The sequence below is a fragment of the Methylicorpusculum oleiharenae genome (genome assembly GCF_009828925.2).
GTDB classification, from domain to species: domain Bacteria; phylum Pseudomonadota; class Gammaproteobacteria; order Methylococcales; family Methylomonadaceae; genus Methylicorpusculum; species Methylicorpusculum oleiharenae.
In genome coordinates, this window is sequence record NZ_WUTY02000001.1 from 2,199,973 (window position 1) to 2,219,306 (window position 19,334).

Below are 19,334 nucleotides of genomic sequence, written 5' to 3' on the forward strand. Positions count from 1 at the left end.
TGCGGCAAAGCTTAACATTATGAACGATCAAACAAAAGTGACGGGAGTGATTCTTGCCGGAGGAATGGCAAGACGGATGAATCAACAAGATAAAGGCTTGGTGAAATACAAAGGCAGGCCAATGGTTGCTTATGCGATTGAGGCGATGCGGGCGGTTACCGGAAGCTTGATGATTAATGCCAATCGTAATGAAGCTGAATACCGGGCTTTCGGTTTTCCGGTCATTGCCGATCAAACGCAGACGTTTGATGGGCCGCTGGCCGGTGTTTTATCAGCGCTGTGTTCAACCGATGGCGATGTGCTGGTGGTCATGCCTTGCGATTCTCCGCTTATTCAGCCCCAGCATCTGCAGCGACTATTGACTGAACGCGCTGAGGCGGATGCCGATATAGCGGTCGCGTATGACGGTGAACGCTTGCACCCCGTTTTTCTGGCACTTAAAACCGGTCTTAAAGACAGTCTTGAGCAGTATCTTAACAGCGGTGAGCGAAAAATTGATCGCTGGCTTGAGCAACATGTTCTGGTGAAAGTCAATTTCAGCGAACAGCCCGAAGTCTTTCAAAATATCAACACCTTGTCGGATTTGGAGCAATTGGAGGCTGAGGTCCATGAATAATAAACCGGAAATCAGTCATGCCGGTCTGGCTTTTTCAAAATCAGTCATAGCCGTCGATGAAAAAGGCGAGGAACGCCTGATAGAACTGGTCGGAGAGCGGGCGTTGACCATTTATGTCGACAAACAGGAAATAGTGACATTAATGACGATGGGGACACACCCAGAATTGCTGACGCTGGGCTATCTGAAAAATCAGGGATTTTTTGAGGATATTGCCGAAATCAAAGCGGTTCAAGTCGATTGGGAAACCGAAGCGGTGGCTGTTGCGACTTATCGGGATAACAGTGATTTTTCCGGACAAATGGCGCAAAGAACGGTGACGACAGGCTGCGGTCAGGGTACTGTCTTCGGGCGATTGATGGAAAAATTAAAAATGATCCGTGTACAGGACATGGCGATTAAACAATCGACCTTGTACGGTATGCTGGCGTCATTGAAGGAATATAACGAAGTCTACAAAAAAGCGGGTGCGGTGCATGGCTGCGCGCTATGCAGAGGAACGGACATTGATTTTTTTGTCGAAGATGTAGGGCGCCATAACGCGGTTGACGCCATTGCAGGATTTATGTGGTTAAACGGCATATCCGGTCAGGATAAAATTTTTTACACGACAGGACGTTTGACTTCCGAGATGGTGATCAAGGTCACTCAAATGGAGATACCGGTATTGCTGTCGCGGTCCGGAGCAACTCAGATGGGTCTGGAAATGGCCAGGCAATCCGGCGTCACGCTGATTGCGAGGTCCAAAGGCCGTCATTTTCTGGTTTTGAACGGGGCCGAGCATATTGATTTTGATGTCAAGCAGGAGGACTAACGCAGTTTTCTGATCGAAACAAACTGATTGGTTGGCGTTAACTCCATTTCAAAATAGCCCGAGACGCCGTCACGATTCAGATAGCTTTGAATTTTGCCAGCGGGAAAGGCGATACGCCGACCATCATCGGCCACGACAGAAACTTGTTTGGCAACGCCCTGGTAAACCATAAGGTACTGGTCGTAGCCTAGATTGAGTGAGAATCGAATGATTTGGTTTTGAGCCATGAAAATAAAAGCCGGACAGTTGCCTGTCCGGCATCAATAGAGTTAATTAACGTTGGTTTTTCAAGGCGGCGATACGCTCTTCCAGCGGCGGATGACTCATAAACAAGCGACTGATGCCGCCGCCGTGAATCCCGAATGCGGCCAGTTGACCGGGTAAGTCTGCCGGTTCATGAGCCCGTTGCAAGGCTTGCAGCGCACCGATCATTTTTTGGCGGCCGGCTAAATTTGCACCACCTGCGTCAGCTCTGAATTCACGGTAACGAGAGAACCACATGACCAGCATGGACGCGAGAATCGATAACACGATTTGCATAACCATCTGTGTAACATAGTAAGCAGGGCCGTAACCGCGTTCGGTTTTGAACACCACACGATCGACAAAGTGACCGATGACTGTTGCAAAGAAATACACGAAGGTATTGACCACGCCTTGCATCAGCGACATGGTAATCATGTCACCATTGGCTACGTGGCTTATTTCGTGGCCCAGTACCGCTTCCACCTCATCCGTGCTCATGCTCTGCAAAAGTCCGGTACTGACGGCGACCAGTGCCGAGTTTTTATTCATGCCGGTAGCAAAAGCGTTAGGATCGGGACTTTGGAAAATACCGACTTCGGGCATGCCGATGCCTGCGGCCTGGGCTTGACGGGCAACAACATCCACGAGCCAGCGCTCTGTCTGGTTGGTCGGATGTTCTATCACCTGAACGCCCATGCTGGATTTTGCCGACCATTTTGATATGGCCAGGGAAATAAACGAACCCGTCATGCCGATGACTGCCGACATAATCAACAGCGCGTTAAGATTCAGATCGATACCCTGAGCATCCAGCGTACCGCTGAGTCCCAAGACATTAAAAATGACACTGATTACCACCAGTATCGCCGCATTAGTAGCCAGGAATAGAATAATTCGCATCATGTTATTGACCTATATATTGATTGAGTTGAAAACGATATGGGGTCTCAAAATTTTAATTCAATTGATCTGCTCAGTGCTAACATAGTTCAAAGTTTATTGCAGAGGACTAAAAGATGAAACTTATCGCTTATCTGGCGTTGTTTTTTGGGGTAATCCTGAATGCACAGGCTGAAAGTAAGCATGCCATTCTCAAACAATTACACCTGCCCCCCGGTTTTTCAATTTCATTGTTTGCTGACCATCTGCCTAATGCACGATCGATGGCTATTGCAGAAAATGGCGTCGTTTTTGTTGGTACAGGCCAAAAAGGCGATGTCTATGCCGTTCAGGATATTAACGGCGACGGCGTAGCCGATAAAACCTTTGTGATTGCCAGGCAACTTTATATGCCCAATGGCGTGGCCTACAATAAGGGGACATTGTATGTTGCCGAAGTTAATAGAATTATAAAATTCGAAAACATTCTAGAGCATTTGGACACCCCTCCCAAACCCAGGGTCGTGTATGACAAGTTTCCTTTCGATCAACATCACGGCTGGAAATACCTTCGCTTCGGTCCGGATGACAAGCTGTATACCTCTATTGGAGCCCCTTGTAATATTTGCGAGCCTGACAAGAACATCTATACCTCCCTGGTCCGCTTGAATCCCGACGGCAGTGATTTTGAGATTATTGCGCGAGGCATCCGCAATTCTGTGGGGATGGCTTGGGAACCCGAAACAAAAGCACTGTTTTTCACCGATAATGGACGTGATCTTATGGGCGATGATGTGCCGCCTGAAGAACTCAATCAGTGGTCGGTAAAAGGTCAGCATTTCGGTTATCCCTATTGCCACGGAGGCATTATTGCCGATCCTGAATTTGGTAAAAATAAAAGCTGTAAAGATTTTGTTGCGCCTGCCTGGACTTTCAAAGCGCACATGGCGCCGTTAGGATTGCATTTTTATCGCGGCAAACAGTTTCCAGCGAGCTTTAAAAATCAATTATTCGTTGCGCAACACGGTTCATGGAACCGTACCGAACCTCATGGCTACAGAGTGGTACTGGTCAAATTCGAGCAAGGTAAACCGGTATCGGATGATGCTTTTATCTCGGGCTGGCTGGCCGGAACTGGGAAGGTATTAGGCCGTCCTGTGGATGTTTTGGAAACGCAGGATGGAAGTCTCCTGATTTCCGACGATCATCTGGGCGTTATCTACAAAGTTACTTACACCCCTTAGGCAATGGATAAAGCATTTGAAATTCTGAATACCGAGGTGGTTTACCAGGGATTTTTCAGGCTGGAAAAATACCGGTTGAAACATGTTTTATATGCTGGCGGCTGGAGCGAGGAACTGGACCGAGAGCTGTTCAGACGCGGCAACTGCGTAGCCGTGTTGTTATACGATCCAGATCGCGATGCTGTGGTGTTGATTGAACAATTCCGCGTAGGTGCCATTTTGCGGCCAGAACCCGCCTGGTTATTGGAAATCGTGGCCGGAGCCATAGAGGAAGGTGAGACGCCTGAAGAAGTGGCTTATCGAGAATCTCGTGAGGAAGCCGGCTGCGACGTTAAAGACATGATCCTGATCAAGGAGTTTTATACCACGCCCGGCGGGTCATCTGAGTGGATCAGTCTGTTCTGCGGGCGGGTTGATAGCCGGGACATCGGAGGCATACACGGTTTGGACCATGAACAGGAAGATATCCTGGTTCGGGCTGTTAGTTTTGACGAAGCTTATGCGCTGATGGACCAGGGGGAAATCAATTCCGGTATTCCGATTATCGCTATACAGTGGCTGGCGCTGAACCGGCAAAAACTCCGAAAACGATGGCTTGGGGAATGAACGTTTCAAGCTGACAATCATTGCTTATTGGCAATGGCGGTATCAAACAAACAAGCAAATGATGATACAAACAATCATGGATTTTTTGGGGGTAAAAAATTTTACGCCTCACGGTTATTGCTTAAGCTGGGACTCAACACTGCTATGGCTGCACGTTGCTTCAGGCGCTGTTATAGCTTTCTCTTACTTTTTGATTCCTCTGGTTATTTTCAGCTTTATAAGGCAACGTAAAGGCATTCCTTACAGTAATGTGTTTTTGATGTTTTGTGCCTTTATCGTTGCCTGTGGAATGACACATGTCATTTCTGTGATTACCATTTGGATACCGCTGTATTGGTTAGACGGATGGGTAAAAGCGCTAACCGCCGTTCTTTCATTAATGACTTTAATCGTTGTGTTTCGAGTCGTTCCTCAAGCACTTGAATTACCCGATACGGTGACCATTTTACGCAATGAAATCCGGGAAAGGGAAAAAGCAGAACATGCCAAAAATGCCGCATTAACGGCATTACAAGCAAGTGAGGAAAGGCTCCGATTGGTTTTGGAAGGGGCGGAATTGGGATTCTGGGACTGGGATATTGAAACCGATAAAGTGGAAAGAAATGAAATATGGGCAAGAATGCTGGGTTACAGTCCTGAGGAACTAAAGCAAACTAGCCGACAATGGGCTGAACTTATTCATCCGGATGATAAAGAAAAAGTATGGCAGTCTTTAACGGATACACTTGAAGGACGTTCATTGGTGCATAAAGTTGAATACCGTATGTTCCATAAAGATGGCAGCATCAAATGGATACTTGATCACGGCAGTGTGATGGAGATCGATGTCAACGGTAAAGCCAAGCGTATGACCGGTACGCAAAGCGATATTTCGGAGCGCAGGCAAGCTGAAGAGGCATTGCTCAAAAGCCGACATGATCTTAATCGTGCCCAGGCAGTCGCCCATATCGGCAGCTGGCGTATGGATGTCTGTAATAACAGATTGCAGTGGTCTGATGAAAACTATCGCATTTTTGGCCTGCCCATAGGTACGCCTTTAAACTACCAGTCATTTCTTGAGATTGTCCACCCCGCAGACTTAGCCTTTGTCGATGCGGCGTGGCAAGATGCTCTGATCGGCAAGTCCTATGATATTGAACACAGATTGCTGATAGACGGCAAGACCAAATGGGTGCGTGAACTGGCCGAACTTGAATTCGACGAGCAGGGTTTACTGCTGGGTGCTTTCGGTACCACTGAAGATATTACCGATATCAAAAGCAGTCAGGAAGCACTCCAACAGGAGCGTGCCTTTCTCAGACAAGTTATCGATGCGACACCCAGTATGATTTTTGTCAAAGACCGGAAGCGACGATTTCTTTTGAGTAATGAGGCCTTGGCTAAATGTTATGGCACAAATGCTGACAGTTTGATCGGGTTGACTGATGATCAATTCAATCCCAATTCTGACGAAGTGGCTAAATTTTGTCAGGATGACCTGGAAGTGATAAACACCGCTCAGGCCAAGTTCATCCCTGAGGAAAAAGTCACCCATGCCGATGGCTCAGTTCACTGGTTCAGCACGATCAAGATTCCGCTGATCGACGACGATAACAGTTGCAACAAACTGTTGGGTGTATCGACCGATATTACCGAACGCAAACGCGCCGAGGAAGCTCTTCTTCTGGCGGATCGACGTAAAGATGAATTTTTGGCCATGTTAGCTCACGAATTGCGTAATCCGCTGGCGCCTATTCGCAATGCGGTGCAGTTTCTCAAATTGCAACAATTGACTGATCCCAAGCAGGCATGGGGGCTCAATGTTATCGACCGTCAAGTGTCTAATATTGCACGACTGCTTGATGACCTGTTGGATGTAGCCCGTATTATGCAGGGCAAAATTACATTGAAACCCGGGCGTCTAGAGCTTGGGGAAATAGCCAATGCAGCTTTGGAAATTAGCCGGCCACTGATTGAATTGCGTAGACAGGAATTGATTATCTCGCAGACTTTTGCGCCGCTATGGATTGAGGGCGATCGTGTCCGGTTGGAACAAGTGCTGTCCAACCTGCTTAATAACGCAAGCAAATACACCGGCGAAGGCGGAAAAATCATGCTGAGTGTTTCGCGGGAAGGTTCAAATGCCGTGATTGAGATCAAGGATACGGGTATCGGAATACCCTCTGGGACATTGCCGCATATTTTCGATCTCTTTATCCAGGCGGATAATTCCCTGGCGCATTCTCAGGGAGGTTTGGGAATAGGTCTGACTTTAGTGCGCCGGTTAACCGAGATGCATGGGGGCACCGTCTCAGCGGTTAGCCCGGGCATTGGCAAAGGCAGTACATTCGTTGTAAAGTTGCCTTCTTTGCCGTTGGAATCCTCTCCGCAGGAATCGGCAACCCCCTTATCTGTGCTGCCGATGCCTAAATTTCGTATTTTGATTGTGGATGATTATGCTGATGTGGCTGAAAGTCTGACCATGTTGTTGGAAATATACGGTCATGAGCTGAAATCGGCAGATTGCGGTGCCAAGGCGATTGAGTGTGCTCAAATTTTTAGTCCGCAAGTGGTGTTGATAGATATCGGGCTTCCTGACATGAATGGTTATGAGGTTGCCAAACGGCTTCGCCAGTTGCCTGTAACTCAAGATGCGCTGCTGATTGCGCTAAGTGGTTACGGAATGGCAGTGGGTGGTGAGCTTTCGCAATCGTCCGAATTCGACCATTATTTACTCAAACCGCTTGAGCTTGAGAAGTTATTGACCATTTTAAATGCCTTTCAGCAACCTTCCGGCTAGATTCCAACGATAGGCTTGAAAGAACCAATTTTTCTTGTGCCGCTGGTTCATCTTTAGGGAAACCGGCAGATGAATCAGCGTCTAGTCAGGGTGTTTTAATTAACCATTAACATAAACCACGGCTTTACCGGTTTCGGAAGCAATGATTTGACCGATATTGAATGCGGTTTCACCAGAGGCATTCAGGATCTCCAGTGTTTTTGCAGCATCTTCCGCAGCGACGCAGACAATCATTCCGATACCGCAATTGAATGTTGTCAGCATGTCGGGTTGGGAAACACGGCCCTGATCTTGCAGCCATTTAAAAATACCCGGCAGTGTCCAGGCTTGCAAATCGATTTGCGCGCTTAATTGATTGGGTAAAACGCGAGGCAGATTTTCAGTAATGCCGCCCCCGGTGATGTGGGCTAAAGCATGAACCGGCACCTGCTTAATCAGATTCAACAGCGATTTGACATAAATCCGGGTGGGTTCCAGCAGGGCTTCGCCTAGCGGTCTGCCGTTAAAGTCATCGTCAAGCGAGGCATTGCTGTGGCTGATGATCTTGCGGATCAGCGAGTAACCATTGGAATGAGGACCGGACGAAGCAATACCAATCAGAGCATCACCGGCTTTAACCTGAGTGCCGTCAATGATCTGACTTTTTTCCACGATGCCTACGCAAAAGCCGGCCAAGTCGTATTCGCCGTCAGCATACATGCCCGGCATTTCTGCCGTTTCCCCGCCAACCAGCGCTGCTCCGGCTAGTTCACAGCCTTTGCCTATGCCTTCGATGACGGATGCCGCGGTATCCACATCCAGTTTTCCGGTTGCGAAATAATCTAAAAAAAACAAGGGTTCGGCGCCTTGCACTATGATGTCATTAACGCACATGGCGACCAGGTCGATGCCCACTGTCGAATGAATGCCGGTATCCAGGGCCAGTTTAAGTTTGGTGCCGACGCCATCTGTGCCTGAGACAAGAATGGGGTTACGATAGCGGCCCAGAGGCAATTCAAACATTGAACCGAAACCGCCCAAGCCTGCCATAACGCCCGGTATACGTGTCCTGGCCGCTATTGGTTTAATGCGTTCAACGAGTTGATTGCCTGCCTCAATATCGACGCCAGCACTTTTATAATCTAAACCGTGTTGATTTTGTTCGCTCAATGTTAGTTTCTCTTGCTAAAGTAAAGGTTTTAACGACCGATATTGTACAAGACATCATCAGATTTGTGTGAAGCTTATGAATAGGGTTTTAAGGTTACTGGTTATTTATTGCGTGTTAGCAAGTCAAAGTGCTGTTGCCGCTGAGGTAAAAGGGCTGTTTGAAACCGAGGTGATGGCAAAGAGTCAGACCCAGGATGATAAAAATGCGGCAATCAAAGCTGCATTGACTGTCGTTTTGCAGCGAGTCCTGGCCGGGAACGATATTTTGACTGATCCCGTTGTTCAGAAGCTTTTGGATACTGCGCCGGTGTACGTTAAACAATTTCAGTACGCGATGATTGACAACCGGAATGAAGCCCAATCAGATAAGCGGCCTGTGCGAGTCTTGTTTGATGAAGAACTGCTGCTTGACTTGCTTAAGTCCAGTAAGCTGAGTATCTGGAGTGAAATTAGACCTGAAACCCTGGTCTGGCTGGTTGTGGAGGAAGAAGGGCAGAGGCAATTCTTTAAATCGGACACCATGCCCATGATCAGTCAGTCTCTTAATAAGGCGGCTCGTCTTGCCGGTATCCCCATCATTTTTCCTCTGATGGATCTTGCTGAGAAAACCCAGATCACTGTCGGTGATGTATTGAGTGCCTATCCGGCCCAGTTAATGACAATTTCCGCAAGGTATGATGTGGTTTCGATTTTAGCTGGTAGGCTAGTTTACAAACAGGGTTGCTGGCAGGCAGAATGGGCCTTGTATTTTGATGACAATGTTGCTCAGTGGACGGGTGCCTGCGGATCGTTAGACGAAGCCTTGCTCGGGGGAATGGGCGGCACCTACAGCAATTTGTCCAAATATTACAGCGTCAAGCCCGGTGAGGTTAATTTAACCACAGTAAACGTCAGTGTCATGGGCGTGCAAGGCGCAGACGACATGAACCGCATTAATCGTTATTTAACGTCATTGCCCATGGTTAAATCGGCTAATTGGTTGGGTACTAAACAGGGGTTGAATACCTATGCCGTGACTTTTGAGGGGGACCGGGTCTTTTTTGAAGATATATTAGGCTTGGGCCGAGTGCTAGAGCCAAGAGGTATACCGGGTTTTTCAGGGGAAGAATTGATTTTTACCTTATTGCCCAAACGGTAAATGTTTAGCAGTTGAGTAAAATGTCAAAAGTTATTAAAGTGGTCTTGCGATGAAAAGGGGGTTGAAAAAATTTACAAACGTATTCAAAGTTTATTTGTACCTGCTCATCCCCCCCCACCCATTTTATTGGGTGAAGGTGCTTGATTTCAAAAGACGCATGATTACGTCCCTTTAGCTCTCTGCAACATCCCTCTTGCAGAAGGCTTTTCAATCATTCACCTACACCCTCTATTACAAGCGGGCGAGTAGTTACGTTTAATTTATAAATCCAATACAGTGCTTTCGGTTAGTCAAAGGGTAGGTCGTCAGAATGCTGATTGAAACAATAATAAAGTGAAGTGAGGATAACATGAAAAATAATAAAAATTTATTCAAGTGCTTGGCTGTTGTCGGGGGATTATTGATTTCGTCCGGAGCCTGGGCTTTGACGGAAGAGGAAAAAAGAGCGCTTTGCAAAACCCCTAAAATTTTAGGCTTTAATCTCCCTGAATACAGCGAAGACAATAAAGTTGAAGTGCCCCCTGAATCGGAAATTCACTTCACCATTTCCGGCTGGACTGATATTAATACACTGACCGTAAAGGCCAAGAATGAAAAACTGCCCTTAACGATTGAAAACAAGAATCTTTTTTACAAAGTCAGTACAAAATTGCCTGCTTCGCTCAATGGTAAGTTTGTCAGGGTCAATGTGGATGCCAAAGCTGAATTTGGCTGTCGTGGATCAGACGGGTGGTTGTTGAAAGTGGCTAATTCCGGCCAAGCTGCAGGGGCGGGTCAAACCCCTGAAGCCGCTGCTCCGGTAACGTCGCCAGCTGAAGCGCCTCAAACTGCTGCTGAACCCAAAGTTGAAGCGACCCAGTCAGCCGATCAAACGTCTAAAGCCGCTGAACCCGCAAAAGAAACCAGTGCGCCTGCCCAATAAAAATTGGGCCGATTGATCTGTCATTAAAGCCAGGGAAGGTTTTTAGATTGTTGCTATCCGGTAGCGTGTTTCTATGCGATATCCGTAAGTTTTAATACAGAATTTTATCCGTTGCTTTATTCCACAGTTTAAAAGGAGTCTCTGCTTCTTCCATGTCTATGTTCAGCATAGGTATTGATCGAATCGAAGGTTCCAGGGGAATTTGCTCGTAAATAAAGCTGTCATCAAATCCGGCCATTGCCGCATCAAAGCGATTGCACGCAAAAAATACCCGGTCTATCCTTGCCCAGTAAATGGCGCCCAGACACATGGGGCAAGGTTCGCAGCTGCTATAAAGCGTGCAGCCCTGAAGCTTGAAGCTGCCCAAATGCCGGCAGGCAATACGAATGGCCATGATTTCAGCATGGGCTGAAGGATCCAGATTCTGAGTGACTTTGTTGCCGCTGGCAGCAATGACAACGCCATCTTTGACGATAACCGCACCGTAAGGCCCGCCTGCTCCTGAATCGACATTTTCACATGCCAATGCGATTGCTTGCTTCAAATACGTCTCATGCATCTATAAACCTAAGGGGTTCTCCGGATCTATACCGGTCATAAAAGGGACTCGTCTATCCTGGTCGGTGATTTGATAAATCTTGCCCAGCCAGTTATTGAAGACGGCCTTGGCGGTGTCTCGCCACGTATTGTCAATATGTTCCAACAGCAATGCTTCCGGAAATTCAGCCGGTATTTTCTTGTCATTTTTAGCCGCGATAGCCTCTTCCTTATACTCTTCCAGGATCTGTCGGCAAACAGCATTGAAATAGTTTTCGGGGAAGGGCGGGTAATCAGCCCTTTCAGCATGGTAAAAACGCAGCACTTCACGTTTGTATTCTTTCAACAGGCTGATGTCATCGTATTCCGGGTGACCCTGAAAGAAAACGATACGAAAACCGTCCGGACTGGTGGCAAGGTGGACACCGGCTTCTTTGCCGGCAACCAGAATCTTTAGGCCATGCGCTTCCATGTCGGCCTGAAAAATTTCGTTAAACCGGGAATGGGGCACATCAAAACGGGTATTGATTTCCGCAACCAGCGGATGCGTCCGGTCCAGCACTTTATGCGGAAATACCCCCCAGCGTTTTGCCGGTAAAGGCGTTCTTTCTATGCCGTAACAATATTGAATCAGCGCATGCGTAGCAAGACAGGAGCAGAGTACTGAGGGCACGTTCTGCTTGGCCCAGTCGAAAACTTCGCTTAAAGGCTGCCAGAATGCTTCTTCGTTCAGTTTGGGATGAGTGACATTCGCACCGCTGATAATCAGCGCATCCAATCCGTCTTTTTTGATGGTTTCAAATGATTCGTAATAGCGGTCGATATGCATTTGGGCTTGCGGACTTCTGGGCAAGCCTTGAATGGTGAACGGGTGGACATGAAATTGGGTGATCTGATTACACGCACCGACCAGTCTGAAAAACTGCCGTTCAGTGGCTTCCAGAGCGGCATCCGGCATCATATTCAAAAGACCGATATGCATTTCGCGGATGTCCTGACGCCTGGCGCGTTCAGGGGTTAATATTTCTTCGCCCTCCGCACGTAATCGTTCAAAGGACGGTAAATCGTTATAGGCGACTAAAGGCATTACGCTATCGCTCAGTTGTGCTGTTCAGCAATCGCTTTAGCGATAAGCTGGATAAAATCATTTTCGTTATTGACCAATGCCGTGTCAGTGGCACTGATGGTGTAACCATACTGTGACGCGATGGCTTCATAACGCGGCACACGGGCTTTGAATAATTCCGGAAAGACCCAGCTTACGAACTCATCTGGCGGGATTAAATTTGGATCGGTGTAATGAAATGCCCTCATAAAGGCATCCAGTTTTTCATCAAGAAAAGTTTCCCGGTAATAAAGCGGTTTGGGGTCGCTTTTAGCGCGCGCAATGATGGTTTGTTCCAGTTCGGGTGGGATTTTGATATAAACGATCAGCGTATGCTCCGCCAACGTTTCCAGCACCTCCGGACAGTTCAGTTCACAAACGCTGCCGCCGGCATCGTTGATAAAATGCTTGTAGCCGTAAATGTCTTCGGCTTTTTTGATAAAGTCGGGCACGTCATACATCGCGGCTATTTCAGCTTGATGATGCAGTTGTTGACGTCTTTTAAACTCTTTCAACGATAAACCGCCTAGATCGGGATTACCCATCTTTCCAAGAAAACTCGAAACCGGGGCTAAATTTTCAACAGTGATATTGTTACAAATATAGATACTGTCTGAAAGTAACAGTTCTCTTAAAAAAGGCACTGCCATGGCGCGCTGCTTGATATTGTCCAGAATCGGCTCTTCCAGATACTTGGTGCCGATACGGTAATCGCCGGAATAGTGAAACCATTTATCCTTGGGCAGTTTATTCGCCAATGTGGTTTTTCCTGCGCCGGACATGGCCAGCAGGGTAATGCTTTTGGATTCCCAGTCCAGAAATTCCTGCGCACTCATTCTCATTTAAATTGATTCCTGTTATTCCAGATAGTCGGTGAAATTTTCATCGTCAATAAAACGGGTATGATCATCAGGATCGCTGTATCCCAGGTCATCCGATTCCAGTTCATAAGGAGCGCTCCAGTCTTCCGGGGCTTCAATATAATCAAAGGTCGAAGTATACCAACTGTCGTTGTCATATTCGCCAATCTCACCGTTTAAATATTGTACTTCGATAGATTCGTCACTTTCATCAATAGCAACAACCTTGAAAGTCAGGTTGTTCTCAACATCTTTGTACCATCTATCGATGACGGGATCTGTTATGGTAGTCATTTCTACATCCTCATTATTGATTGGAAGTAACTACTCGCCCACTTTGAATTGAGTGTTTAGGTGATTGATTTCAAAGGACGCGTGAATACGTCCCTTTAGCTCTCTGCAACATCCCTGTTGCAGAAGCCTTTTCAATCAACCACCTAACCCAATAATAATGGAGCGGGTGAGCAGATACGCTTAGAAAATCCTTATGCTGTTAATCTTACTTTGATTTACTAACTGCGATTATCTTTTTACTATACCCGATTAACGCTTGCTGCAAAATCCTAAAAAGATCGATTGCGGCTCGTCTTTGCTTTCGGACGCCCCGCTTCCTTTATGGTTAAAAAATTAGCTGAATATGAAGGTAAAGCAAAGAAAAAAGTACAGATGATTTCAAAATGTTTGCCCTCTGATCCTGTAAGGACTGATCAATGACCGACTCCTATTTTGTTTTAGCCGTTATTTACGGTGTTTTTCTTATCATGCTATTAATTGCGATAAGTATCGTTCTTGTCAAACTTAAGTATCTGATCAACTTGACCTCTGAAGCGGGCGTGCAGGAATTACTGCATTTACAACAACTCCATGGCAGCAGTCTGAAAGAGGGTTTCATCGAATCCAGAAAAGAGTTACGGGAAGTCAGTTCGGAAAACCGGCGGGAAATGCAGGAGGCTTTTAAAAGCTTTCAGGATACCTTGCTGAATCGGATTGCCGAAAACAGCACAGTGCGAAACAAGCAATTGGACAGCTTCAAAAATACCCTGAATGAATTATCTGAGCGGCTGATCAGTCATTCAGCTGACTTTAAGCAAGGCATGACGCTCACTATTCAGGCTTCAAGCGAGGCGTTAAATCGCAAACAGGACGAATTCAGAGAACACAGTATTCAAAAGTTTGATGCTTTTGATCAAAGCATGAAAAATGATGCCAAAATCAACCGGCAGGAACTCAACGAAGGACTCAAGTCGTTTGAAGCCAAGTTTGCCGAAAATATTAAAGACTTTAATGAGCAATTGCGCACCAAGTTTTCCGATTTAAACAAGCAGCAACTGGAAGCCAGTCAGCTGGCCAAAACCAGCATCACAGAAATAAAAGACACCATCGAAAAGCAACTGAAAGCGATACGCGAAGATAACAACCAGCAATTAAATGAGATGCGCAGAACGGTGGATGAAAAACTGCAAAACACCCTGGAGAAACGCCTGGGCGAGTCGTTTAAACAGGTCAGTGACCGTTTGGAGCAGGTGCACAAAGGGCTGGGCGAAATGCAGACGCTGGCTGTGGGTGTCGGTGATCTTAAAAAAGTATTGTCCAATGTCAAAACCCGCGGCATTTTAGGTGAGTATCAATTAGGCAATATTCTCGAGCAAATCATGTCGCCCGATCAGTATGCGACCAATGTGGCAACCAAGGCAGGCAGTCAGGCAAACGTGGAATATGCGATCAAATTACCGGGTAAATCCGATGAAAAAACAGTGTGGCTGCCCATCGATTCCAAGTTTCCGCTGGAAAGTTATCAGGCGCTGTTAAACGGATTTGAAGAGGGCAATATTTTGGGTATTGATACCGCTCAAAAACAACTATTGAAAACAGTGGAAAGTTTTGCAAAAGATATCAGCAGTAAATATATTGATCCTCCCCATACCACCGATTTTGCCATTATGTTTTTGCCGGTAGAAGGCCTTTTTGCGGAAGTGTTGCGCCATCCTGATGTGTTTGAACGGCTGCAGCGTACCTATCGGATTACGATTACCGGTCCGACTACACTGTCGGCATTATTAAACAGTTTGCATATGGGCTTTAGAACCTTGGCCGTGCAAAAGCGCAGCAGTGAAGTATGGAAAGTGCTGGCCGAAGTGAAAACAGAATTTGCCAAGTACAGTGAGCAGTTGGCCCTGGTACATAAACAGCTTGCGACGGCCTCGGGCTCGTTGGAAAAACTGCAAACCACCCGTACCAGTGCCATGGAGAAAAAATTACGCGGCGTTGAGATTCTGGGGCTGGATGTCGATAAAGAGGTTGCCGTGGCGTTAATTGAGCCGGTCATTGGGGAACCGCTGTGAAGGATTGTTGGGCTGCCGCCATTCCAACCCGCGTAGTTATCATTAACTTTTAGTTGAGATCCGTACCATGTCCACTTACATTAAATTTTCAGATCTGTTAGACGCTTACGATTGGGTAAGTGCTGGCGCACCCTTTGAGAATGCTGCCTACTTGGATAAAGTGACCGGAACTGTCTACCTCAGTTCGGAGTTGGTTGATGTGGACACTGAATTACCCGAAGATTATGAGGACGAAAGCAAGTACATTGCTGTACCTCATAAATTTGATCTGGATTTGGGGAAAAGTCTGGCACTCCAGTTTATTGAAGAAATGCTGCCGGATAAGTCCGACCAAGCACATGCTTTCTTCAGAAAACGCGGAGCCTACTCACGATTTAAAGACTTACTTGAACGAGAGGATCTGCTTGATGATTGGTATAAATACGAGGAAGAGGCCATCAAATCCGCCCTTTATGAATGGGCCGAAGAAAACGATTTAGAAGTTGGGTCTGCTAAAGCAGGGTAAGGCTTTAGGACTTACAGCGGTTGACATAAATGCTTTTAAATGGGGCTGATCGTAGGTTGCGGTTGGCGATAGCCAACCCAACATTGATAGAGCAAATCTCCGCAATCCTGAAAATACAGGCTAATAGGGTGGGTCTACTACTATATAAAATACCGCTAATCTTTGGCGCTGGACAATTTCAGCGTAGCCGGCGGGCGGATTTAACTCCGAATTGAACTTATTACTTTGTCTATCTACAATTCTGTACGCATTAATGTACAAGTAATAGTCTTTGGAGGTTTTTATGGATGCCATCAGTTATAAAGCAGCACGCGCTAACCTTGCAAAAACAATGGAAAAGGTCTGCAATGACCATGAGCCGGTGATTATTACTCGAAAAAGAGAATCTCCCGTCGTTATGATCTCCTTAGAGGACTACCAGTCCATGGAAGAGACGGCATATTTGCTCCGCTCCCCTGCAAACGCTCGCCACCTTCTTGAATCGATAGCGGAACTCGAAGCAGGAAAAGGTACCGACCGAGAATGGGTTGTCGGGGAGTCGCTATTTTTGCGAAAGCTTGTTTTGGGCATCCCAGCCCAATCAAGCAGCAAAAATTACGCGACCACTGATGCCTCCGGCGGCCCCGATTCGTAAGCGTCGCCTCGTTTCGACCCAACAAGGGGTCGAAACATTGGCTCTCGCATGACTTAACGCCGTTTCGCGATGCCGGGCAGGTTTTCTCCGCAAGCTACGAAAACCCGCCCGGCGCTCCGGCTATCGGGGACTAAAAAACTTCACTTCGCTGGCGCTCCGTTTCCAAGATTTTCAGCGGGGGCGTGAGCAGGAGCGGAAGCTTTGCGAAAACAGTTACATAGCTTAGTTTACGCCAGTTTCCGCGCCTTGCTCTCGAACAAAACAGCCTTGCCATAAAATCCAAACATGACCTCGCGAAGTATAGCTGCGCTCAGTAGGAACGTAATTACAGGCCGGATTGTGTGCTTGCAAGAACGTCCCTGTGGACTACATCAAGGGTGCCTTTAGTGGACTTATGGGAATCAAATAGATGGCAACACCAGACAAAAGCACCTTGCAGCAAATACCCGTCGGCATATGGGTACTCGGCTTCGTCAGTATGCTGATGGATATTTCCTCGGAGATGATTCATAGCCTGCTGCCGTTGTTCATGGTCACGACGCTCGGGGCCAGTGCCTTCGCCGTTGGCTTGGTAGAAGGACTGGCAGAATCCACGGCGTTGATCGTCAAAATATTTTCGGGTGCCTTCAGCGATTATTTAGGCAAGCGTAAAGGGTTGGCCGTATTCGGTTACGCGATGGGCGCGCTCACCAAGCCACTTTTTGCCGTGGCATCCACGACCGGCATGGTGCTGACCGCACGCCTGCTGGATCGGGTCGGCAAAGGTATACGCGGAGCACCGCGTGACGCATTGGTCGCTGACATTGCGCCATCAAATCTGCGTGGTGCCTCGTTTGGACTGCGTCAGTCACTTGATACCGTGGGCGCATTTCTGGGTCCTTTGTTGGCGGTCGGCCTGATGCTGCTTTGGACCAATGACTTCCGCGCGGTGTTCTGGGTGGCGGTGATTCCTGGCTTGATGGCCGTTGCGCTGTTGTTCTTCGGGGTACGCGAACCGGAACAACGTCAGGCGACAAAGCGCACCTATCCGATCCGGTGTGAGAATTTGAAGCGATTGGGCGGTCCGTATTGGTGGGTGGTGAGTATCGGTGCAGTCTTCACATTGGCACGATTCAGTGAGGCATTCCTGGTTTTGCGAGCGCAGCAGGGCGGCGTCCCGGTTGCTCTGGTGCCGCTGGTGATGGTGGCGATGAACTTAGTCTATGCGCTGTCGGCGTATCCATTCGGCAAGCTCTCCGACCGTATGAATCACAGAACCCTCCTGGCTCTCGGTTTAATCGTCCTGATTGCGGCCGACCTGGTATTGGCAACTAACGATCATTGGAGTGTGGTGCTGGCCGGTGTCGCCCTCTGGGGAATTCACATGGGCATCACTCAGGGCTTGCTGGCAACGATGGTTGCCGATACCGCACCCGCCGACTTGCGCGGCACTGCGTATGGATTTTTCAACCTGGTCAGCGGTTTGGCGATGCTACTTGCAAGCGTCCTGGCTGGGCTGTTGTGGGACCGACTCGGGGCATCGTTCACATTTTATGCAGGAGCGGCATTTTGCATCATTTCGCTACTGGGCTTGGTTTGGCACCGTTAATCTTGCCGCACGCAAATAACAAACATTTATTGATTGACAGGTTGATGAATTACGATGCGCCTTTCGATATGTCAAACAACTCAAGCCATTTCATCTTAATGTCATTGTCATCATGCCGGATCATTTGCATTCGACTGGATGGATGCCGGAGGTAGAGCTAAGCAGGGAGCGGTTGCCGAGTATTTGGACATAACCGCCTAAAGCGGTAATTTCTCCATTCGATGGAATATGTTGAAAAGGAATATTTTCAAAGCCGCAAACTAGGTATTTGGCAACGCCGATTATGGACGCATTTAATTGAAGACCTAGACGATTACAACTGCCATGTTGATTATATTCATTTGACCCGGTAAAAAGGCCATGTGAAAAATGTAATTGATTGGCATTATTCAAGCTTACCCCGTTATATGAAACAGGGTATTTATGAAAAAATTAGGGAAATACAAGAGATAAAAAGGTATTGGGTAACTCGACAGATGCGCCTACTAGCGTCGGCACATCCTATTGGTTCACCTTATCGAGTTGCTTATTATTTAGTCCGACCCCCGAAGTTATTTATTCAGTAGATGGTGAATAGGGTAAGGCAGACTTATGTACTATGATCCTTAGCTTTCCGTCTTTTCCTTTTTTGAAAACCCAGGTTTTATCTACCATGACTTCTTTACCGGTTTTGTCGGTAACCCACACATTTCCCATTGTTATAGCTACCGAACCGTATATTTGTATACCTTCATTATTATTACCGGCATTATCGTATCGCGCCTTAATCCATGGCTTAAGGGCAAAACCTTTATCATTTGGATAATCAGGATCGCCGCCAACAAAATAGGCCAATGCGCCTTTTTTATCATTTCTAAAGGTTTGGTCACCAAAAGCTAAAGTAGGCTTAAAAAACACCTTTCCGTAGTCATAGTTGTAAGCTTCTGACAGCACTTTTTCAGCATAAGCCTTGTAATCGCCACCTTCTTCCTTTAATTGGCCTATTTTCACCAAAGCATCACACCATGCTTGTTGTGCAGCATTAACTTCATCGTAAGTAATAACAGAATTTGCCCCTTCTTCGACATAGACTAAACCTAAGTCGTCAATGATTTGTTGTACTGCATTGCTTGTTTTTGAACCCTCTGTTTGAAGTTCTTCTTTTTTTGGAATGGCACAGGAAGCCAATATAATTATTGTCCCCAGTAAAAATAAAATCTTTTTAGATATGTTCATATGATTTCACCTCTCCATTTAAGATGTATTAAGGTTTTCCGACTTCTTAACGATTTGAATCCCAGGTTTGTTTTTAATGCATAGCAATCTATCAATAATTTTTACAATTTTAAATTAACCAGCATGTTCTATGAACATTGGGAGGTCACCCCTTG

The 19,334-nt window shown here is 46.9% G+C and carries 20 protein-coding genes; 11 read left to right on the forward strand and 9 right to left on the reverse strand.

Annotated elements, in window-relative coordinates; all coding sequences use genetic code 11:
• The first annotated feature begins 19 nt into the window (after nucleotides 1-19).
• Nucleotides 20-616, forward strand: coding sequence for a molybdenum cofactor guanylyltransferase MobA (gene mobA / locus GO003_RS10095; RefSeq protein ID WP_159657326.1), 597 nt, complete (start codon nucleotides 20-22; stop codon nucleotides 614-616).
• Complete coding sequence (locus GO003_RS10100) at nucleotides 609-1,430, forward strand: formate dehydrogenase accessory sulfurtransferase FdhD (protein WP_159657324.1); 822 nt, start codon at nucleotides 609-611, stop codon at nucleotides 1,428-1,430. The genes mobA and GO003_RS10100 overlap by 8 nt, the downstream gene beginning before the upstream one ends.
• Here the strand turns inward: GO003_RS10100 and GO003_RS10105 are convergent.
• Together GO003_RS10105 and htpX are read right to left on the reverse strand one after the other, a co-directional pair.
• Complete coding sequence (locus GO003_RS10105; RefSeq protein WP_159657322.1) at nucleotides 1,427-1,657, reverse strand: DUF2835 domain-containing protein; 231 nt, start codon at nucleotides 1,655-1,657, stop codon at nucleotides 1,427-1,429. The genes GO003_RS10100 and GO003_RS10105 overlap by 4 nt on opposite strands.
• A 46-nt stretch (nucleotides 1,658-1,703) precedes the next feature.
• Nucleotides 1,704-2,579, reverse strand: coding sequence for a protease HtpX (gene htpX / locus GO003_RS10110; protein WP_159657320.1), 876 nt, complete (start codon nucleotides 2,577-2,579; stop codon nucleotides 1,704-1,706).
• Between the two features lie 113 nt (nucleotides 2,580-2,692).
• On the opposite strand from htpX, the gene GO003_RS10115 reads away from it, so the two are divergent.
• The 3 genes from GO003_RS10115 to GO003_RS10125 are packed head-to-tail and all read left to right on the forward strand — an operon-like array spanning nucleotide 2,693 to nucleotide 7,184.
• Entirely contained in the window at nucleotides 2,693-3,799 is a 1,107-nt protein-coding gene (locus GO003_RS10115; protein ID WP_159657318.1) for a PQQ-dependent sugar dehydrogenase, read from the forward strand.
• 3 nt (nucleotides 3,800-3,802) lie between these two features.
• Nucleotides 3,803-4,405: an NUDIX domain-containing protein gene (locus GO003_RS10120; protein WP_159657316.1), complete on the forward strand. Its 603-nt coding sequence runs from the start codon at nucleotides 3,803-3,805 to the stop codon at nucleotides 4,403-4,405.
• Between the two features lie 58 nt (nucleotides 4,406-4,463).
• On the forward strand, nucleotides 4,464-7,184 hold the full coding sequence (locus GO003_RS10125; RefSeq protein WP_159657314.1) for a PAS domain S-box protein: 2,721 nt from the start codon (nucleotides 4,464-4,466) through the stop codon (nucleotides 7,182-7,184).
• A 99-nt stretch (nucleotides 7,185-7,283) separates the two neighbouring features.
• On the opposite strand, the gene purM is transcribed toward GO003_RS10125, so the two are convergent.
• A complete protein-coding gene (purM, locus tag GO003_RS10130) occupies nucleotides 7,284-8,333 on the reverse strand; it encodes a phosphoribosylformylglycinamidine cyclo-ligase (RefSeq protein ID WP_159657312.1) in 1,050 nt (349 codons plus the stop codon).
• A gap of 76 nt (nucleotides 8,334-8,409) precedes the next feature.
• Here purM and GO003_RS10135 point away from each other — a divergent pair, with 76 nt between their 5' ends.
• Nucleotides 8,410-9,471: a DUF2066 domain-containing protein gene (locus tag GO003_RS10135; protein ID WP_159657310.1), complete on the forward strand. Its 1,062-nt coding sequence runs from the start codon at nucleotides 8,410-8,412 to the stop codon at nucleotides 9,469-9,471.
• A 349-nt stretch (nucleotides 9,472-9,820) separates the two neighbouring features.
• Nucleotides 9,821-10,393, forward strand: coding sequence for a hypothetical protein (locus GO003_RS10140; protein ID WP_159657308.1), 573 nt, complete (start codon nucleotides 9,821-9,823; stop codon nucleotides 10,391-10,393).
• 91 nt (nucleotides 10,394-10,484) lie between these two features.
• Here GO003_RS10140 and GO003_RS10145 read toward each other — a convergent pair whose 3' ends face one another.
• Genes GO003_RS10145 through GO003_RS10160 form a run of 4 tightly spaced genes read right to left on the reverse strand, consistent with a single transcriptional unit; the run spans nucleotide 10,485 to nucleotide 13,189 of the window.
• Complete coding sequence (locus GO003_RS10145; RefSeq protein WP_331001634.1) at nucleotides 10,485-10,937, reverse strand: nucleoside deaminase; 453 nt, start codon at nucleotides 10,935-10,937, stop codon at nucleotides 10,485-10,487.
• Nucleotides 10,938-10,952: 15 nt separating this feature from the next.
• Complete coding sequence (gene metA / locus GO003_RS10150; RefSeq protein ID WP_159657305.1) at nucleotides 10,953-12,017, reverse strand: homoserine O-succinyltransferase MetA; 1,065 nt, start codon at nucleotides 12,015-12,017, stop codon at nucleotides 10,953-10,955.
• 11 nt (nucleotides 12,018-12,028) lie between these two features.
• On the reverse strand, nucleotides 12,029-12,877 hold the full coding sequence (locus tag GO003_RS10155; RefSeq protein WP_159657303.1) for an ATPase: 849 nt from the start codon (nucleotides 12,875-12,877) through the stop codon (nucleotides 12,029-12,031).
• Between the two features lie 15 nt (nucleotides 12,878-12,892).
• Nucleotides 12,893-13,189, reverse strand: a complete 297-nt coding sequence (locus GO003_RS10160) for a DUF6763 family protein (RefSeq protein ID WP_159657300.1) — start codon at nucleotides 13,187-13,189, stop codon at nucleotides 12,893-12,895.
• A 416-nt stretch (nucleotides 13,190-13,605) separates the two neighbouring features.
• Between GO003_RS10160 and rmuC the strand changes: the two genes are divergently transcribed.
• From rmuC to GO003_RS10180, 4 genes are all read left to right on the forward strand, one after another.
• A complete protein-coding gene (gene rmuC / locus GO003_RS10165) occupies nucleotides 13,606-15,237 on the forward strand; it encodes a DNA recombination protein RmuC (protein ID WP_206444695.1) in 1,632 nt (543 codons plus the stop codon).
• 67 nt (nucleotides 15,238-15,304) lie between these two features.
• Complete coding sequence (locus GO003_RS10170) at nucleotides 15,305-15,742, forward strand: UPF0158 family protein (protein ID WP_159657298.1); 438 nt, start codon at nucleotides 15,305-15,307, stop codon at nucleotides 15,740-15,742.
• A 283-nt stretch (nucleotides 15,743-16,025) separates the two neighbouring features.
• Nucleotides 16,026-16,376, forward strand: a complete 351-nt coding sequence (locus GO003_RS10175; protein ID WP_206444694.1) for a type II toxin-antitoxin system Phd/YefM family antitoxin — start codon at nucleotides 16,026-16,028, stop codon at nucleotides 16,374-16,376.
• Between the two features lie 409 nt (nucleotides 16,377-16,785).
• A complete protein-coding gene (locus GO003_RS10180) occupies nucleotides 16,786-17,964 on the forward strand; it encodes an MFS transporter (protein WP_231088930.1) in 1,179 nt (392 codons plus the stop codon).
• A gap of 120 nt (nucleotides 17,965-18,084) precedes the next feature.
• Here GO003_RS10180 and GO003_RS10185 read toward each other — a convergent pair whose 3' ends face one another.
• Both GO003_RS10185 and GO003_RS10190 read right to left on the reverse strand, forming a co-directional pair.
• Nucleotides 18,085-18,357 (reverse strand): hypothetical protein, encoded by a 273-nt coding sequence (locus GO003_RS10185; protein ID WP_159657049.1) that lies wholly within the window; start codon nucleotides 18,355-18,357, stop codon nucleotides 18,085-18,087.
• A 162-nt stretch (nucleotides 18,358-18,519) separates the two neighbouring features.
• Nucleotides 18,520-19,179, reverse strand: a complete 660-nt coding sequence (locus tag GO003_RS10190) for a hypothetical protein (protein ID WP_206444689.1) — start codon at nucleotides 19,177-19,179, stop codon at nucleotides 18,520-18,522.
• Between the last annotated feature and the right edge of the window lie 155 nt (nucleotides 19,180-19,334).

Coding starts and splice junctions, on each gene's coding strand:
- mobA (WP_159657326.1), top strand. CDS start 20: ATGAACGATCAAACAAAAGTGACGGGAGTGATTCTTGCCGGAGGAATG.
- GO003_RS10100 (WP_159657324.1), top strand. CDS start 609: ATGAATAATAAACCGGAAATCAGTCATGCCGGTCTGGCTTTTTCAAAA.
- GO003_RS10105 (WP_159657322.1), bottom strand. CDS start 1,657: ATGGCTCAAAACCAAATCATTCGATTCTCACTCAATCTAGGCTACGAC.
- htpX (WP_159657320.1), bottom strand. CDS start 2,579: ATGATGCGAATTATTCTATTCCTGGCTACTAATGCGGCGATACTGGTG.
- GO003_RS10115 (WP_159657318.1), top strand. CDS start 2,693: ATGAAACTTATCGCTTATCTGGCGTTGTTTTTTGGGGTAATCCTGAAT.
- GO003_RS10120 (WP_159657316.1), top strand. CDS start 3,803: ATGGATAAAGCATTTGAAATTCTGAATACCGAGGTGGTTTACCAGGGA.
- GO003_RS10125 (WP_159657314.1), top strand. CDS start 4,464: ATGATGATACAAACAATCATGGATTTTTTGGGGGTAAAAAATTTTACG.
- GO003_RS10135 (WP_159657310.1), top strand. CDS start 8,410: ATGAATAGGGTTTTAAGGTTACTGGTTATTTATTGCGTGTTAGCAAGT.
- GO003_RS10140 (WP_159657308.1), top strand. CDS start 9,821: ATGAAAAATAATAAAAATTTATTCAAGTGCTTGGCTGTTGTCGGGGGA.
- metA (WP_159657305.1), bottom strand. CDS start 12,017: ATGCCTTTAGTCGCCTATAACGATTTACCGTCCTTTGAACGATTACGT.
- GO003_RS10155 (WP_159657303.1), bottom strand. CDS start 12,877: ATGAGAATGAGTGCGCAGGAATTTCTGGACTGGGAATCCAAAAGCATT.
- GO003_RS10160 (WP_159657300.1), bottom strand. CDS start 13,189: ATGACTACCATAACAGATCCCGTCATCGATAGATGGTACAAAGATGTT.
- rmuC (WP_206444695.1), top strand. CDS start 13,606: ATGACCGACTCCTATTTTGTTTTAGCCGTTATTTACGGTGTTTTTCTT.
- GO003_RS10170 (WP_159657298.1), top strand. CDS start 15,305: ATGTCCACTTACATTAAATTTTCAGATCTGTTAGACGCTTACGATTGG.
- GO003_RS10175 (WP_206444694.1), top strand. CDS start 16,026: ATGGATGCCATCAGTTATAAAGCAGCACGCGCTAACCTTGCAAAAACA.
- GO003_RS10180 (WP_231088930.1), top strand. CDS start 16,786: ATGGCAACACCAGACAAAAGCACCTTGCAGCAAATACCCGTCGGCATA.
- GO003_RS10190 (WP_206444689.1), bottom strand. CDS start 19,179: ATGAACATATCTAAAAAGATTTTATTTTTACTGGGGACAATAATTATA.